The sequence below is a fragment of the Polaromonas sp. P1_F9 genome (assembly GCF_056405615.1).
On sequence record NZ_JBFUBT010000002.1, the window covers coordinates 30,920 to 44,507 of the forward strand.

A 13,588-nucleotide genomic window follows, 5' to 3' on the forward strand; every position below is an offset into this window, starting at 1 on the left:
ACTGCGGGCATCATGGGTAGTAGAGTTGCTCCAGCCGCGCGGCTTCGGTGTAGATCGACGGCAGCGTGATGTTGCGGGCACCCAGGGCGGCAGCGCGCAAACCCACGCTGTAGCGCGCGTCCTGGCCAGGAAGCGGCGGCGCACTGGCGGGTTTTGCCTTCAGCCAGGTCAGGGCGTCGGCGGCAGCGATTTCCCCCATCGACTTGGCAGACGGCGCCACACTGAGCCCCCCACCCTGCTGAACGTATTCAATGTCGACGCCCAGCGGCAAGGGCGCGGCATTGGCTTCGATCCACTTGATCACCTCGGCATCGGGCACCGCGCCGGCCGGCGCGGGCCCGGCACGCAAACTGCCGTGCGAGAGCACCAACACCACATCGGCCTTGCCGTTCATTGCCTTGATGGCGGCCTGCCAGGCGGGGAAATCGCCCAGTGTGTGGGTAACCACCACGCTGTGCGGCGCCCAGGTGAAAGCCTCGACCTGCCTGAGCTGACCCTTGCTGGTGGGGCCGGAGTCGCCCAGCACCGCCACACGTACGGGCTGGCCCTTTTTGACGTGCTGCAGCAAGTCGCGCACGGCGGCCAGCGGCAGGCGCTCGGCGACACCGGTGACGTTGGCTGCGCCCACGTAGCCGTACTCTGCGGGCTCATGGTCTATGGCGGCGAACACCACCCTGGGACGGCCCTGCCCGGCGAAGCGGCGCATCACGTATTGCTGGGCTTCGTCGTCTACGGCAATCACCAGGTCGGGGTTGAACTGCTCAACGGCGCGCAGGCCTTCTTTTGCGGCGTCCTGGCGATGGTCTTCATCGGGAAGGCGGTCTATGCCGAGGTAATGCCAGCGAACAGTCAAGGGCTGCCTGTTTTTGTCCAGGACATGGCGTATGCCTTCGTCCATCTTGCCGACGGTGGTGGAGCTTCGGTCCGAGCTGTGCAGCACCAGCACCCGCGGCTTGGACAGGTTGAACATGCCCAGCAGCAGCAACGCGACAAGAAGGGCCGCGCCCGTCAGGACGGCGAGGGTTCCATTTTTCATACCAGGCCCAGCCATTCCCAGTAAGGGATCGAGAGATAGGCCGCCAGCAGGCGCGCCAGGTTCATCCAGTGGTTATAGCGCAGGAAATCGGTGTGTTTGTAGTAGCGGTCCAGCCCGCTGCCCATGACCTGCAGGTACTGCGAGCTTTGGTAGGGCATGAACCAGATGTCGCTGAACATCGCAGTCAGGAAGACCACGACCCAGGGGTTGATGAACTGCGCCTGCCCGATCGGCAGAAGAATGACCGCAGCCACGATCATGCCGGCGGTGATGGGCAGCACCAGGCGCAGCAGCAGCGTGACCACCAGCGCGACCGGGATGAACCAGACCATTTTGCCGCCGACGAAATCAAACATGTTGCCCGCCGAATGGGCCAGTGCGGTGTCCAGCCCCAGGTAGCTGATGGCGCGGCTCAGGCCGTCGAGGCTGAGCAGAAAGAAAATCATCGGCCAGTCGATTTTCTGCTGGAAGTCTTTCTTGCTCAGCAAGCCCATGAGCAGCAGGCCCACCAGCAAAAAGGCCGCCAGCCAGGCGGGAGAAATCTGGTGCCAGCCGGAGGTGCCCGCCCCTATCAGGAAGAACAGGAAACCGGTGAGTGCGGCTTTTTCAGGCCGGGTGACGTCGCCCAGCAAAGCCAGCTGGCGCTTGAGCCTTTCCTTGGGCAAGGCGGCCTGGGCTGTGCGCCCAAAACACAGGCGCACCACCACCAGGTGCATGGCCGTGACGGCGAGCGCAGCCACGCCGGCAGCGGCAAACCAGAACAGGCCCTGGAACTGGTCCTGCAGTTGCACGGGCAGCATGCCGAAAGCCGTCAGGTTGGACGATTTGCTGGTCAGCAGCATCGGCGAAAACAGCATGGCACCGGAAAACGTGGCCGCCATCAGGGCCGTGGCGGACTTGCTCTGCGCCGGCAGGTTGAGGCCTTCGATCATGTCGCGATAAAACGGCAGCACCAGCGACAGCCGCGCATTGCCTGAGGGCATGATGGGCGACAGCAGGTAACCCGACAGCAGCAGCGCCGCCTGGTGCCAGAACGGCGTGTCGGGCAGGCGTATCAGCAGCCACAGCATGAAGCGGTAGCTCAGGCCCGAGGCGGAAATCACCGCGGCCAGCGCATACACGCCGACCAGCGTGGTGAGCGTTCGCGACGAAAACCCGGCCAGCGCGACTTCGTAGGGCACAAGGCCGACGATCAGCACCGCGGTGATGGCCACCAGCGGCGGCACGAACTCATCGGCCAGGTTGAACAGCCACATCAGCACCGTGGCCGACAGGATGGCCAGGAACAACGAGGCCTCCACCACCAGCCCAGCCGAGCCGGAGAGGAAATAAATCGCGGGCGGCACCAGCACCACGCCCAGCCAGCCGACAAGCTCGCGCCGGGAAATGGGTTTGGCCGGCTTTTTGGCGGCGGGCTTGCCGGGGGCCGGCGCAAGAAAGGATTCGCCGCCCACATAACCCATCAGCGTCAGCCAGGCCTTGTTGCGCAAGGCGGGCGATTTTGCAGCCAGCTCGGCCAGGGCTTCGCGGGGAACCTGCACCGCCCTGACCGGCGTGGCGGCCGTGACGCTGCACAGGTAACTGGCCGTGTCGCAGGCGGCTTCTTCACCGCAGCGCATGCCGGGCAGCACGACGGTACGGCCGCCTGGCGTGGTCAGCTGCAGCTCACCGGCTTCGATCACATACAGAAATTCGGCTGGCGCGCCTTTCTCATACAGCGTGTCCCCGGCGGCGAATTCGAGCGTGTGCAGGCTGCCGAGCAGGCGTGCAAGCTGGCTACCGGAAAGGTCGGCAAAAAGCGCGTCACCACGCAAAAGCGCCAGGATGTCGGCGTCGGGGATGGCAGCGGAAATGACGGAGGAAACAGGCATGGATTCCCGGACCTACAGTGAGGTGACGGTAAGAATCCGCAGGGGCATCGGCATGGGGCCTCCTCCTTTAGCTATTGTATTGATAGCTGCTTGCGCCCGGTTTGATTGGCCTGCAGCTGTTTTTTGCCATTAAAACACTGTTTTTCCGAAAACGGCCGCCGGAAAACCCTAGGAAGGCCACTGCGCCGTGGCCACTCGATACGACAGGAAGGCTTGCGAGCTTCTTCAGGCCTTAAAAGTCCCCGCTGCCGCCACTGGCCAGGCTTTCGAACTTGGTGATGCGGTTCAGGAAGGCCAGCTTGACCGTGCCGGTCGGGCCGTTACGCTGCTTGCTGATGATGACTTCGGCGACGCCCGGCTCCTTGCAGGCCTCTTTGGTGTAGTACTCGTCGCGGTAGATGAACATGATGATGTCGGCGTCCTGCTCGATGGCGCCGGACTCGCGCAGGTCGCTCATCATGGGGCGTTTGTCGGTGCGGGACTCCACGCCGCGGCTGAGCTGCGACAGCGCGATCACGGGGCACTGCAGCTCTTTGGCCAGCATTTTCAGGCCGCGTGAGATTTCGCCGACGGCCGTGGCGCGGTTCTCATCGGCCATGCCGCCGGATACGCTCATGAGCTGCAAATAGTCAACCACGATCAGGCCCAGCTTGCCGCACTGGCGGGCCAGGCGGCGGGCGTTGGCGCGCAGCTCGCTCACCGTGAGGCCGGGGGTTTCGTCGATGTGCAACGAAACCGTGCGCAGCTTTTCAATGGCTTCGGTCAGGCGCGGCCATTCTTCGTCCGTGAGGGCACCGGTGCGCAAATGGGTCTGGTCGATGCGGCCGATGGAGCCGACAATACGCACGGCAAGCTGCGAGGCGCCCATTTCCATGGAGAACACGGCAACGGGCAGACCTTCGAGCAAGGCAACGTTTTCGGCGATGTTGATGGCCAGTGCAGTTTTGCCCATGGAGGGGCGCGCCGCCAGAATCACCAGGTCACCAGCCTGGAAGCCGGACGTCATGCGGTCCAGGTCGTAGAAGCCCGTGGGAACGCCGGTGACGTCCTGCGGGTTCTCGGCCATCTCGGTGACGCGGTCAAGCAGGCTCACAACCAGCGTGTCCATGCTCTGGAAGCCTTCTTTCATGCGCGAGCCCTGCTCGCCGATCTTGAAGATCTTCTGTTCGGCCTCGTCGAGGATGGTGGCGACGTCTTTCCCCTGCGGGTTGAAGGCGTTGGTGGAGATTTCGTCCGAGGCGGACACCAGTTTGCGCAGGATGGAGCGCTCGCGCACGATTTCTGCGTAGCGGCGAATGTTGGACGCGCTGGGAACGTATTGCGCGAGGGAATTGAGGTAGCTCAGGCCCCCTACTTCGTCGGCCTTGCCCTGGTTTTGCAGGTGCTCGTAGACCGTGATGATGTCTGCCGGCTTGGATGCGTTGATGAGCGCGCCCACGGCGGCATAGATCAGCTTGTGTTCGGAGCGGTAGAAGTCCTGGTCGGTCAGCAGGTCGCCCACACGGTCCCACGCGCCGTTGTCGAGCAACAGGCCGCCCAGCACGCTGGATTCTCCCTCGATGGAGTGCGGCGGAATGCGCAGCTGGGCGATCTGGCGGTCGGGGCTGTAGCCGGGATCGTCATAGGTGGAAAGTACGGCGGACATGGGTTTCCTTGGGAGACTGAAATACTAAGCCCGCTACGAAAAACCGCTGTGGACAAAGTTGTGAATAAGCGTTGGAAATTCGGTGTAAATACACCCGGAGCTTGTGTACAGCCAATCGGTATGAACAGCCATGAAAAAAGCCGCTCGGCGAGCGGCTTTTTTGCGGGAAGGGAGAAAACGCTTAAGCGGTTTCGCCGTACACCGTGACGGTGATGTCCACTGCCACGTCGGTGTGCAGGGCAACGGTCACGGCGTGGTCGCCAACAATCTTCAGCGGACCGTTAGGCATGCGGATTTGCGACTTCAACACAGGGAAGCCCTGCTTGGTCAGCTCGGCCGAGATGTCATGGTTGGTGACGGAGCCGAACAGGCGACCGTCAACACCGGCTTTTTGCGTCAGCTTGACGGTGGTGCCGCCGAGCTTTGCGCCCTGGGCCTGCATTTCGGCCAGCTTGGCTGCCGCAGCTTTTTCGAGTTCGGCGCGCTTGGCTTCGAATTCGGCCTTGTTGGCTTCCGTGGCGCGGCGTGCGCGGCCCGAAGGGATCAGGAAGTTGCGTGCATAGCCGTCTTTGACCTTGACGATTTCGCCGAGGTTACCGAGGTTCACGACTTTGTCGAGCAGAATAATTTGCATGGTCGTGCTCCTTACAGGCTACGGTGCTGGTCGCTGTAAGGCAGCATCGCGAGGAAGCGAGCGCGCTTGACGGCGGTGTTGATCTGGCGCTGGAAAATCGCGCGCGTGCCGGTCAGGCGTGCGGGGATGATTTTTCCGTTTTCGGCTACGAAATCGCGCAGGGTGTCGATGTCTTTGTAGTCGATTTCTTCAACGCCGGCGGCTGTGAAGCGGCAAAAACGCTTGCGCTTGAACAGCAGGGATTGGGTATTGCGCTTGGGGCGCTTGTCTTTGTTGAAACGTTTTGGTCCGGGCATGATGGACTCCTTAAATGGGGTTCGGTACTTGCTCTACCTTGTGCAGAGCCTGGATATGAAAAACAACACCTTTGCTGGTGCGCGCATTGATGAGAAAACCGGTGAACCTGAAGGGTTTGCCTAGCGGGGATTTCGCTGATTGCTCAGCCAAAGCTCCTAAGGCCAACGCCCTTACCGTCAACTTGACCTGTCTGGTGACTCCGGCTTCGACGATTTCGGACTCGTGTTCGAGAACGAAATTGGCGGCGGGGATTCCAGCGGGCGTGTAGCGAAGAGGACTTGCCTCGGCGATACAGGCGGTCAGTTCAATGTGGTTCACTGCGGGCTCTTGCTCAAAAGCAGATGCGCAGCAGCGAGGCGTTCAACAGCATGGTGGCTATTAAGCCGCATACTCCTGCTGTTGGGCCTTACGGGCTTCTTCCCTCTCGACATTGCGCATCATGAGGGACGGGCCGGTTTCGGCCTTCTTCTTCACCACGGTCAGGTGGCGCAGCACGGCATCGTTGAACTTGAACGCGTGTTCAATTTCTTCCATCACGGCCTGGCTGGCTTCGATGTTGATGCAGAGGTAGTGGGCTTTGGCCAGTTTCTGGATCAGGTACACCAGCTGGCGGCGGCCCCAATCTTCGACACGGTGCACTTTGCCACCGCCGGCGGTGATCATGCCCTTGTAACGTTCCAGCATGGCTGGGACTTGCTCGCTTTGATCCGGGTGGATCAGCAAGACGATCTCATAGTGACGCATAAACTCTCCTTGTGGTTGATTGAAGCTGCCCCAGCGTCGTTAAGGGTGCAGCAAGGCGAAGCCCAAGAGTATAGCATGCCCCCACGGTCGCTCACTGCGTGTAGCTCCCTGCCCCCCGAGGGGGCCGCCCGCCTGCGGTCTGGCAAAGCCAGTCCCGCGGCTCATGCTGGTATGACACGGGGACAGATTCTCGCCCTCATTTAAGGCCAAAAGCGCCGAAAACGACCCAGATTGACCACTCCAGTCGGGTTCTAGAGCCGTTTCAGGTCTGGATAACGGATGTATTCGACCAAGTCCTGAACCTTCTGGCTCGGGGGCCGGGTGACCAGGCTCACCAGCACAATGACGGCAAAACCGACCGGCACCCCGAAAAGCCCGGCCGAGATCGGGTCTATGCCCCACCACAGCTGCACCGGCGAAGTGATGCCGAAAGTGGCGCGCAGCCAGGCCTGGTTGGTGAACATGTAGTACGAGGTCACCCCCAGGCCCGACACCATGCCCAGTACCGCCCCGATGCCGTTGGCGCGCTTCCAGAAGATGCCCAGGCTGAGGGCCGGAAAGAACGAGGCGGCTGCAAACGAAAACGCAGCCGACACCAGAAACAGGATGTCTGCCGGCTTTTGCGCCGCCACATAGGCTGCCAGCAAGGCGACGATCAGCAGCAATATCTTGGATACAGTCACCCGGCTCACCGTTGAGGCATTGGGGTCGATCATCTTGTAATAAAGGTCGTGGCCCAGCGCATTGGCAATCGTCAGCAGCAGGCCGTCGGCGGTGGAGAGCGCGGCAGCCAGCCCGCCCGCCGCCACCAGGCCTGAAATCACGTAGGGCAAGCCTGCCAGCTCGGGCGTCAGCAGCACGATGATGTCGCCGCCGATGTTCATCTCGTTGAGCTGCAGGATGTTGTCCTTGTTGATGTCTGTGACCGACAGCAGCGAAGGGTCCACCCGCGTCCAGGAATGCACCCAGGCGGGCAATTGGTCAAACGGCGTGCCGACGAGCACGGTGAATACCTCGTATTTCACCAGCACGGCCAGCGCCGGCGCGGTGAAATACAGCAAAAAGATGCATGCCAGCGACCAGGTGACCGACTGCCGCGCTTCCCGCACACTAGGCACGGTGTAGTAGCGCATCAGGATATGCGGCAAGGCCGCTGTACCCACCATGAGGCAAAAAACCAGTGCCAGAAAATTGCGGCGCGAGGTGTCGTACGTCTCCTGCTCTTTCGGCGTTCCGTCAGGATTGCCCGAGAATTGGGTCGCATGGGCGGGCATGCCGTTGAGCGGCTGGGTTTTGATGTCCGCAGCGGCCCTGGCAGCCGTCCAGGCCTTCACCGCGGCGGCTTCGTCCCTGGGCATAACGGCCAGGGCTTTGGCCGCCAATGAGATTTCAGCGACGGAGGCATTACCGCTTTTGAGCTGCTCCATCCGCCTGGCGGCCGCCAGCTTGTCGGCGGCCAGCGACTCGATGGGGTGCTCCAGCTTGCCCGACAGCGCTTCCGAGCGCTGCCGAAATAGCTCACGCACCTGCAGCTCTTTGGGGTCGGCCGTCAGCTCTTTTTCCTTGGCGGTGACTTTTTCAAGCTGAAAGCCATAAACCACCTGCGGCACCGGAATCCCCGTCTGCTTGACCGACAGCCAGATCACCGGAATGAGATAAGCCACCACCAGGATGATGTATTGGGCCACCTGCGTCCAGGTCACCGCGCGCATGCCACCCAGGAAAGAACACACCAGGATGCCACCCAGCCCCAGGAAGATGCCCAGCTCGAACGCGATGCCGGTCAGGTAAGAGGTGATCAGGCCCACGCCGTAAATCTGCGCCACCAGATAGGTGAACGAGCACAAAATGGCCGCCGCCACGCCGATGAGCCGCGGCAGTCGCCCGCCGTAACGCTCTCCCAGAAAATCCGGAATGGTGAACTGACCGAACTTGCGCAGGTAAGGCGCCAGCACCAGAGCGACCAGGCAGTAGCCGCCTGTCCAGCCCATGATGAACGCCAGGCCGCTGTAGCCCGTGAGGTAAAGCGTTCCCGCCAGTCCAATGAAGGAGGCCGCCGACATCCAGTCGGCGCCGGTGGCCATGCCGTTGTAGACCGCCGGCACGCGCCGCCCCGCGACGTAGTATTCAGAGGCGTCGGTGGTGCGGCTCATGACGCCTATGCCCGCATAAAGGCCGATGGTGGCCAGCAGGAAGGCCGTGCCTATCCAGAGGCGCGGCAAGCCCGCGCGCTCCAGGAGCGCCAGGATGACTACAAACACCACCAGGCCCAGCGTGTACCAGCGGTAGACGCGGTCCAGCTGCTTTTTAAATTGCTGGCTCGAGAGCAGGACGCCGTCGCGCGAACCAAAGAAGCCACCCATTCAGTCCTCGTCCGCCACGTCATGCTCGATGTCTAGCCGGTTCATGTACCAGGCATAAAAGCCGACGATGAGGCAATACACCACCAGGGCGCCCTGCGCACCCATCCAGAAGCTGAAAGGCCAGCCAAAAAAAGTGAAGCTCAGCGCGCGCGCAAAGTAACTCACGCCAAACGTAACGCTGAACCAGATCAGGAGCAGCGCCGCCGTTACGGCGAGGTTCTTGCGCCAGTAACGGCGGTGGCTCTCAGTGGGCTGCATGGACTGCCTCGCAGGTGGCCGCAAAAACAGCCTCATTCTCGCGCTCGAACTGGGCCGCCACACGCGGCTCAAAGCGACCAAGATGCGCAATCACCTTGCGTGCCTTGGCGGGCTGGCCCAGCGCCAGCCACACCTGCGCGAGCCGGTACCAGCCGTAAGGGCCCAGGGGCTGCAGGGCTGTGTTCTTTTGCAAGGCCTCGGCGGCTTCCTCAAACCGGTGCGCGTGAATGTGCACCAGCGCCAGGCCATACCAGGCCTGGTCCAGGCGCGCGTCCAGTGCCACCGCACGCTCAAAGGCGGGCCCGGCCTCGTCGTGGCGTCCCGCCTGCTGCAGCACGTAACCCAGGTTGAACCAGCCCGCGGCATGCCCGGGCCTGACAGTGATCAATTGCTGCAGGCTGGCAACGGACTCTTGTGTGAGCTGGAGCTGCGCCGCCACGTGGCCGCGGCTGGCCAGCGCATAAGGGTCTGCTGGGCGCAATTGCAGCATCTGGTCAAAGACGGCCAGCGCGGCAGGTCGTTTGGCGCAGGCGAGCAAAAGCAGTGCGCGTATTTTCAGAAAACCGTATTGAAGGGCAGCGCCTATTTGCACAGCGCCACCCCGATCTCCAGACAGATGCGGATTTTGGCAATGGCCGCAACGACCCACACCAGCAGCAGCACCAAAAAAGCCACCAGCGGCAAGTGACGGTCCATCACCACCTGCGGAGATACCCAGCGTGCTGCCTTGACCCAAGGCAGGCCCACCAGCTGAAGCACGCGATAAAACGGATTGCTGCCCTTCCCTGCGCCTGCCAGCAGGCCTACCGCCCATTGGCCGGCCAACGCAAGCAGAGCGATTTCAGTGAGCAGTTTGATGGTAGTGGCGGCGGCAAGCATGGCTCATGACAAACAGATGAAGGGATGAAGGGATGAAGGGATGAAGGGATGAAGGCAACGATTCCGATTGTCATCGGAGGCATTGCCAATTGTTTACCGGGAAACCTCCTGCCTCAGCGGGTTTTCCCTCGGTCGCGCGGTTCCGACGCAAAAAAAAATGCACTGCGAATCTCTCCGCAGCGCACCGTTTCAATTCATGTCACCCGTCTTCAGTTGGCCAGTTGCTTCCAGGTGGCGATCACCGTGTCGGGATTCAGCGAGATGGAGCCGATGCCCTCGTCCTTGAGCCATTGCGCAAAGTCCGGGTGGTCGCTGGGGCCCTGGCCGCAGATACCGACGTATTTCCCCGCGCGCCGGCACGCCTGGATGGCCCGGCTCAGCATGGCCTTGACGGCCGGGTCACGTTCATCGAAGTCCTGGGCCAGGATGTCCAGGCCCGAGTCGCGGTCCAGGCCCAGCGTGAGCTGGGTCAGGTCGTTCGAGCCAATCGAGAAACCATCGAAGAATTCGAGGAACTCGTCGGCCAGGATGGCGTTGCTCGGCACCTCACACATCATGATCACGCGAAGGTCTTTTTCTCCGCGCTTGAGGCCGTGTTGCGCCAGCAGGTCCGTGACCTTCTTCGCCTGGCCCAGGGTGCGGACAAACGGCACCATGACCTCGACGTTGACCAGGCCCATGTCGTCGCGCACGCGCCTGAGCGCTTCGCACTCCATCGCAAAAGCTTCGCCGAAATCAGGGCTGAGGTAGCGCGACGCGCCGCGAAAACCGAGCATCGGATTTTCTTCTTCTGGCTCGTAGCGTGAACCGCCGATCAGCTTGCGGTATTCGTTGGACTTGAAGTCCGACAAACGCACGATCACCGGCTTGGGCCAGAAGGCTGCCGCGATCGTGGCCACACCTTCGGTCACCTTGTCGACATAGAAGGCACGCGGCGAGGCATGGCCGCGTGCCACGCTTTCCACTGCTTTTTTCAGGTCGGCATCCACATTGGGGTAATCAAGAATCGCCTTGGGGTGCACGCCGATGTTGTTGTTGATGACAAATTCCAGCCGTGCCAGGCCAACGCCGTGATTGGGGATCTGGCAGAAGTCAAACGCCAGTTGCGGATTGCCGACGTTCATCGTGATCTTCAGGTCGATCGGCGGCATCTCGCCGCGCTGCACTTCCGTCACTTCGGTTTCCAGCAGGCCGTCATAAATGTTGCCGGTATCGCCCTCGGCGCAGCTCACGGTGACGAGCATGCCGTCCTTCAGCGTTTCGGTGGCGTTGCCGCAGCCGACCACGGCCGGGATACCCAGCTCGCGCGCGATGATGGCGGCGTGGCAGGTGCGCCCGCCGCGGTTGGTCACGATGGCACTGGCGCGCTTCATCACCGGTTCCCAGTTCGGATCGGTCATGTCGGTCACCAGGATGTCGCCGGCCTGCACCTGGTCCATGTCCTTGATGTCATGGACGATGCGGACTGCGCCCGTACCGATCTTCTGGCCGATCGCCCGGCCTTCTGCCAGCACGGTACCGGTGCCCTTGAGCTTGTAGCGCTGCTCGGCCTTGCCCTTGGACTGGCTCTTCACGGTCTCGGGGCGCGCCTGCAGGATGTAGAGCTCGCCGTCGATGCCGTCTTTGCCCCACTCGATGTCCATCGGGCGGCCGTAATGCGCTTCGATGATCAATGCATAGCGGGCGAGCTGCTCGACGTCTGTGTCGGTCAGCGAATAGCGGTTACGCAACTCGGTCGGCACATCAGTGGTCTTGACCAGCTTGCCGCCGGCTTTTTTCTCGTCTGCGCTGGTGAACTCCATCTGAAGCAGCTTGGAGCCCAGGTTGCGGCGAATGACGGCGCGCTTGCCCGCTTTGAGCATGGGCTTGTGCACGTAAAACTCGTCGGGGTTGACGGCGCCCTGCACCACCGTTTCACCGAGGCCGTAGCTGGAGGTGATGAACACCACGTCTTCAAAGCCGCTTTCGGTGTCGATGGTGAACATCACGCCGGCAGCACCTTTGTCGCTGCGCACCATGCGCTGGATGCCGGCGGAAAGCGCCACGTCGGAATGGGCAAAGCCCTGATGAACCCGATAGCTGATCGCCCGGTCGTTATAGAGCGAGGCGAACACCTCTTTCATCTTGTGCAGCACGTCGTCGATGCCGACGACGTTCAGGAAGGTCTCCTGCTGGCCGGCAAACGACGCGTCCGGCAAGTCCTCTGCCGTGGCAGATGAGCGCACCGCAAAGCTGGCCTGGGCATTGCCGGCGCTGAGGGCGGCAAAACTGTCGCGAACGGCTTTTTCCAGATCGGCCGGGAAAGGCTGGGCTTCAACCAGCTTGCGGATTTTGGCGCCGGCTTCGGCCAGCGCGCGCACGTCATCGGTGTTGAGCGTGTCCAGCACGCCGTTGATTTTTTTGTCGAGGCCGTCATGCGCCAGGAACACGCGAAAAGCGTGGGCCGTAGTGGCAAATCCGGTGGGAACACGAACCCCGTTGGGGCCGGTCGGCAGTTGCGAAATCATTTCGCCGAGGCTGGCGTTCTTGCCGCCGACAGACTCGACGTCTGTCATCCTCAGGTTTTCAAACGGTACGACCAGGGCGGTCGCCTCAAACAGCTTGGACATGAAAATACTCCGGGAGGTTTAAAAACCGTGGAATTCACCATGCGCGGCAAGCAACCTTGTTGTTGTTGGAAGGGGTTGTGGCGGGGCATGATGTGACAAACTGGATAATTGCCACGATTGTAGGGGCCAGGCGCCCGGCGTGCCGTGTCAGGCTTTCACCCGGCTTTCAACCAGCGAAACCCTTATTTTCCTACCCTGTCCCTCATTTATCCCCTCCCATGTCCCAACGCACCGTATTTTTCATCTCTGACGGCACTGGCATTACCGCAGAAACCTTTGGTAACGCCATCCTGGCGCAGTTTGAGTTCAAGCCGCGCCACGTCCGCCTGCCTTTTATCGACAGCGTGGACAAGGCCCACCAGGCGATCCGGCAGATCAACCACACGGCCGAAGTGGAGGGCAAACGCCCCATCGTCTTCACGACGCTGGTGAACATGGATATCCTCGCTGTCATCAAGGCCCACTGCAACGGCATGCTGCTGGACATGTTCGGCATGTTTGTGGCGCCGCTGGAGGGTGAACTGGGCATCAAGTCCAACCACCGGGTGGGCCGGTTTTCAGATGCGTCCAAAAGCAAGGAATACGACGACCGCATCGAGGCGATCAATTTCTCGCTGGCGCATGACGACGGCCAGAGCAACCGCGACCTGGCCGGTTCGGACGTGATCCTGGTGGGCGTGAGCCGCAGCGGCAAGACGCCGACCTCGCTCTACCTGGCCATGCAATACGGCCTGAAGGCCTCCAACTACCCGCTGATTCCTGAAGATTTCGAGCGCCGCCAGCTACCGCCGGCGCTGGTGCCGCACCGCAAGAAGATCTTTGGGCTGACCATCGCGCCCGAGCGTCTGGCGCAGATCCGCAATGAGCGCCGGCCCAACTCCAAATACGCCAGCCTGGTCAACTGCCGCGAGGAAATCCATGAGGCTGAAGCCATGATGCGGCGCGAGGGTATACGCTGGCTGTCAACCACCACCAAATCGATCGAAGAGATCGCCACCACCATCCTTCAGGAGATCCGGCCGGAGCGGCTGGAGTATTGAGGCAGGGCCTGGTACATGCCATGCCTCTGCACGGGGTGCACGAGGTGAGCATTCATCGAAGCAGGGGTCAGCATCGATACACGTTTCCCGCTGCATCGCAGCTGAAGCCGGTTTTTCCCCAGGGATCGGGTGAGTTGCTACTGATTTGATAGCTGCTTGCGCCCGCCCCTATTGGCCAGAAAGCATTTTTTAGCGAAAACAGAGCCTTGGGC

The 13,588-nt window shown here is 61.7% G+C and carries 13 protein-coding genes; 1 reads left to right on the forward strand and 12 read right to left on the reverse strand.

The annotated features are described in order from the left end of the window. Positions 1 to 10 precede the first annotated feature (10 nt). The 12 genes from AC1DYR_RS05230 to ppsA form a co-directional block, all read right to left on the reverse strand. Positions 11 to 1,036, reverse strand: a complete 1,026-nt coding sequence (locus AC1DYR_RS05230; RefSeq protein ID WP_477704165.1) for an ABC transporter substrate-binding protein — start codon at positions 1,034 to 1,036, stop codon at positions 11 to 13. After that, positions 1,033 to 2,907 (reverse strand): SLC13 family permease, encoded by a 1,875-nt coding sequence (locus AC1DYR_RS05235; RefSeq protein ID WP_477704166.1) that lies wholly within the window; start codon positions 2,905 to 2,907, stop codon positions 1,033 to 1,035. The genes AC1DYR_RS05230 and AC1DYR_RS05235 overlap by 4 nt, the downstream gene beginning before the upstream one ends. A 232-nt stretch (positions 2,908 to 3,139) precedes the next feature. After that, the gene (gene dnaB, locus AC1DYR_RS05240) at positions 3,140 to 4,552 is read right to left on the reverse strand and encodes a replicative DNA helicase (protein ID WP_457278782.1); all 1,413 of its coding nucleotides are present in this window, start codon (positions 4,550 to 4,552) and stop codon (positions 3,140 to 3,142) included. Between the two features lie 181 nt (positions 4,553 to 4,733). After that, positions 4,734 to 5,186, reverse strand: coding sequence for a 50S ribosomal protein L9 (gene rplI, locus AC1DYR_RS05245; RefSeq protein ID WP_457278783.1), 453 nt, complete (start codon positions 5,184 to 5,186; stop codon positions 4,734 to 4,736). An 11-nt stretch (positions 5,187 to 5,197) separates the two neighbouring features. Beyond that, positions 5,198 to 5,482, reverse strand: coding sequence for a 30S ribosomal protein S18 (gene rpsR, locus AC1DYR_RS05250; protein WP_077592883.1), 285 nt, complete (start codon positions 5,480 to 5,482; stop codon positions 5,198 to 5,200). A gap of 10 nt (positions 5,483 to 5,492) precedes the next feature. After that, positions 5,493 to 5,801 carry a primosomal replication protein N gene (gene priB, locus AC1DYR_RS05255; RefSeq protein ID WP_477704167.1) on the reverse strand — a complete coding sequence of 103 codons (309 nt, stop codon included), beginning with the start codon at positions 5,799 to 5,801 and terminating at the stop codon, positions 5,493 to 5,495. A 60-nt stretch (positions 5,802 to 5,861) separates the two neighbouring features. After that, positions 5,862 to 6,227, reverse strand: a complete 366-nt coding sequence (rpsF, locus tag AC1DYR_RS05260; RefSeq protein WP_007871089.1) for a 30S ribosomal protein S6 — start codon at positions 6,225 to 6,227, stop codon at positions 5,862 to 5,864. A 251-nt stretch (positions 6,228 to 6,478) separates the two neighbouring features. Next, complete coding sequence (locus AC1DYR_RS05265) at positions 6,479 to 8,590, reverse strand: sodium:solute symporter family protein (RefSeq protein ID WP_477704168.1); 2,112 nt, start codon at positions 8,588 to 8,590, stop codon at positions 6,479 to 6,481. Continuing rightward, complete coding sequence (locus tag AC1DYR_RS05270; RefSeq protein ID WP_477704169.1) at positions 8,591 to 8,848, reverse strand: DUF4212 domain-containing protein; 258 nt, start codon at positions 8,846 to 8,848, stop codon at positions 8,591 to 8,593. Further along, positions 8,835 to 9,440 carry a tetratricopeptide repeat protein gene (locus AC1DYR_RS05275; protein ID WP_477704170.1) on the reverse strand — a complete coding sequence of 202 codons (606 nt, stop codon included), beginning with the start codon at positions 9,438 to 9,440 and terminating at the stop codon, positions 8,835 to 8,837. Before AC1DYR_RS05275 ends, AC1DYR_RS05270 begins: the two co-directional genes overlap by 14 nt. After that, positions 9,431 to 9,727, reverse strand: coding sequence for a hypothetical protein (locus AC1DYR_RS05280; protein WP_477704171.1), 297 nt, complete (start codon positions 9,725 to 9,727; stop codon positions 9,431 to 9,433). Before AC1DYR_RS05280 ends, AC1DYR_RS05275 begins: the two co-directional genes overlap by 10 nt. A 209-nt stretch (positions 9,728 to 9,936) precedes the next feature. Further along, positions 9,937 to 12,336, reverse strand: coding sequence for a phosphoenolpyruvate synthase (gene ppsA, locus AC1DYR_RS05285; RefSeq protein WP_477704172.1), 2,400 nt, complete (start codon positions 12,334 to 12,336; stop codon positions 9,937 to 9,939). 218 nt (positions 12,337 to 12,554) lie between these two features. On the opposite strand from ppsA, the gene ppsR reads away from it, so the two are divergent. Next, on the forward strand, positions 12,555 to 13,376 hold the full coding sequence (gene ppsR, locus AC1DYR_RS05290) for a posphoenolpyruvate synthetase regulatory kinase/phosphorylase PpsR (protein ID WP_477704173.1): 822 nt from the start codon (positions 12,555 to 12,557) through the stop codon (positions 13,374 to 13,376). Positions 13,377 to 13,588 lie beyond the last annotated feature (212 nt).

What these genes read in the sequence shown, in the direction of transcription:
- AC1DYR_RS05230 (WP_477704165.1), bottom strand. Translation starts at nt 1,036, where the DNA reads ATGAAAAATGGAACCCTCGCCGTCCTGACGGGCGCGGCCCTTCTTGTC.
- AC1DYR_RS05235 (WP_477704166.1), bottom strand. Translation starts at nt 2,907, where the DNA reads ATGCCTGTTTCCTCCGTCATTTCCGCTGCCATCCCCGACGCCGACATC.
- dnaB (WP_457278782.1), bottom strand. Translation starts at nt 4,552, where the DNA reads ATGTCCGCCGTACTTTCCACCTATGACGATCCCGGCTACAGCCCCGAC.
- rplI (WP_457278783.1), bottom strand. Translation starts at nt 5,186, where the DNA reads ATGCAAATTATTCTGCTCGACAAAGTCGTGAACCTCGGTAACCTCGGC.
- rpsR (WP_077592883.1), bottom strand. Translation starts at nt 5,482, where the DNA reads ATGCCCGGACCAAAACGTTTCAACAAAGACAAGCGCCCCAAGCGCAAT.
- rpsF (WP_007871089.1), bottom strand. Translation starts at nt 6,227, where the DNA reads ATGCGTCACTATGAGATCGTCTTGCTGATCCACCCGGATCAAAGCGAG.
- AC1DYR_RS05265 (WP_477704168.1), bottom strand. Translation starts at nt 8,590, where the DNA reads ATGGGTGGCTTCTTTGGTTCGCGCGACGGCGTCCTGCTCTCGAGCCAG.
- AC1DYR_RS05270 (WP_477704169.1), bottom strand. Translation starts at nt 8,848, where the DNA reads ATGCAGCCCACTGAGAGCCACCGCCGTTACTGGCGCAAGAACCTCGCC.
- AC1DYR_RS05280 (WP_477704171.1), bottom strand. Translation starts at nt 9,727, where the DNA reads ATGCTTGCCGCCGCCACTACCATCAAACTGCTCACTGAAATCGCTCTG.
- ppsA (WP_477704172.1), bottom strand. Translation starts at nt 12,336, where the DNA reads ATGTCCAAGCTGTTTGAGGCGACCGCCCTGGTCGTACCGTTTGAAAAC.
- ppsR (WP_477704173.1), top strand. Translation starts at nt 12,555, where the DNA reads ATGTCCCAACGCACCGTATTTTTCATCTCTGACGGCACTGGCATTACC.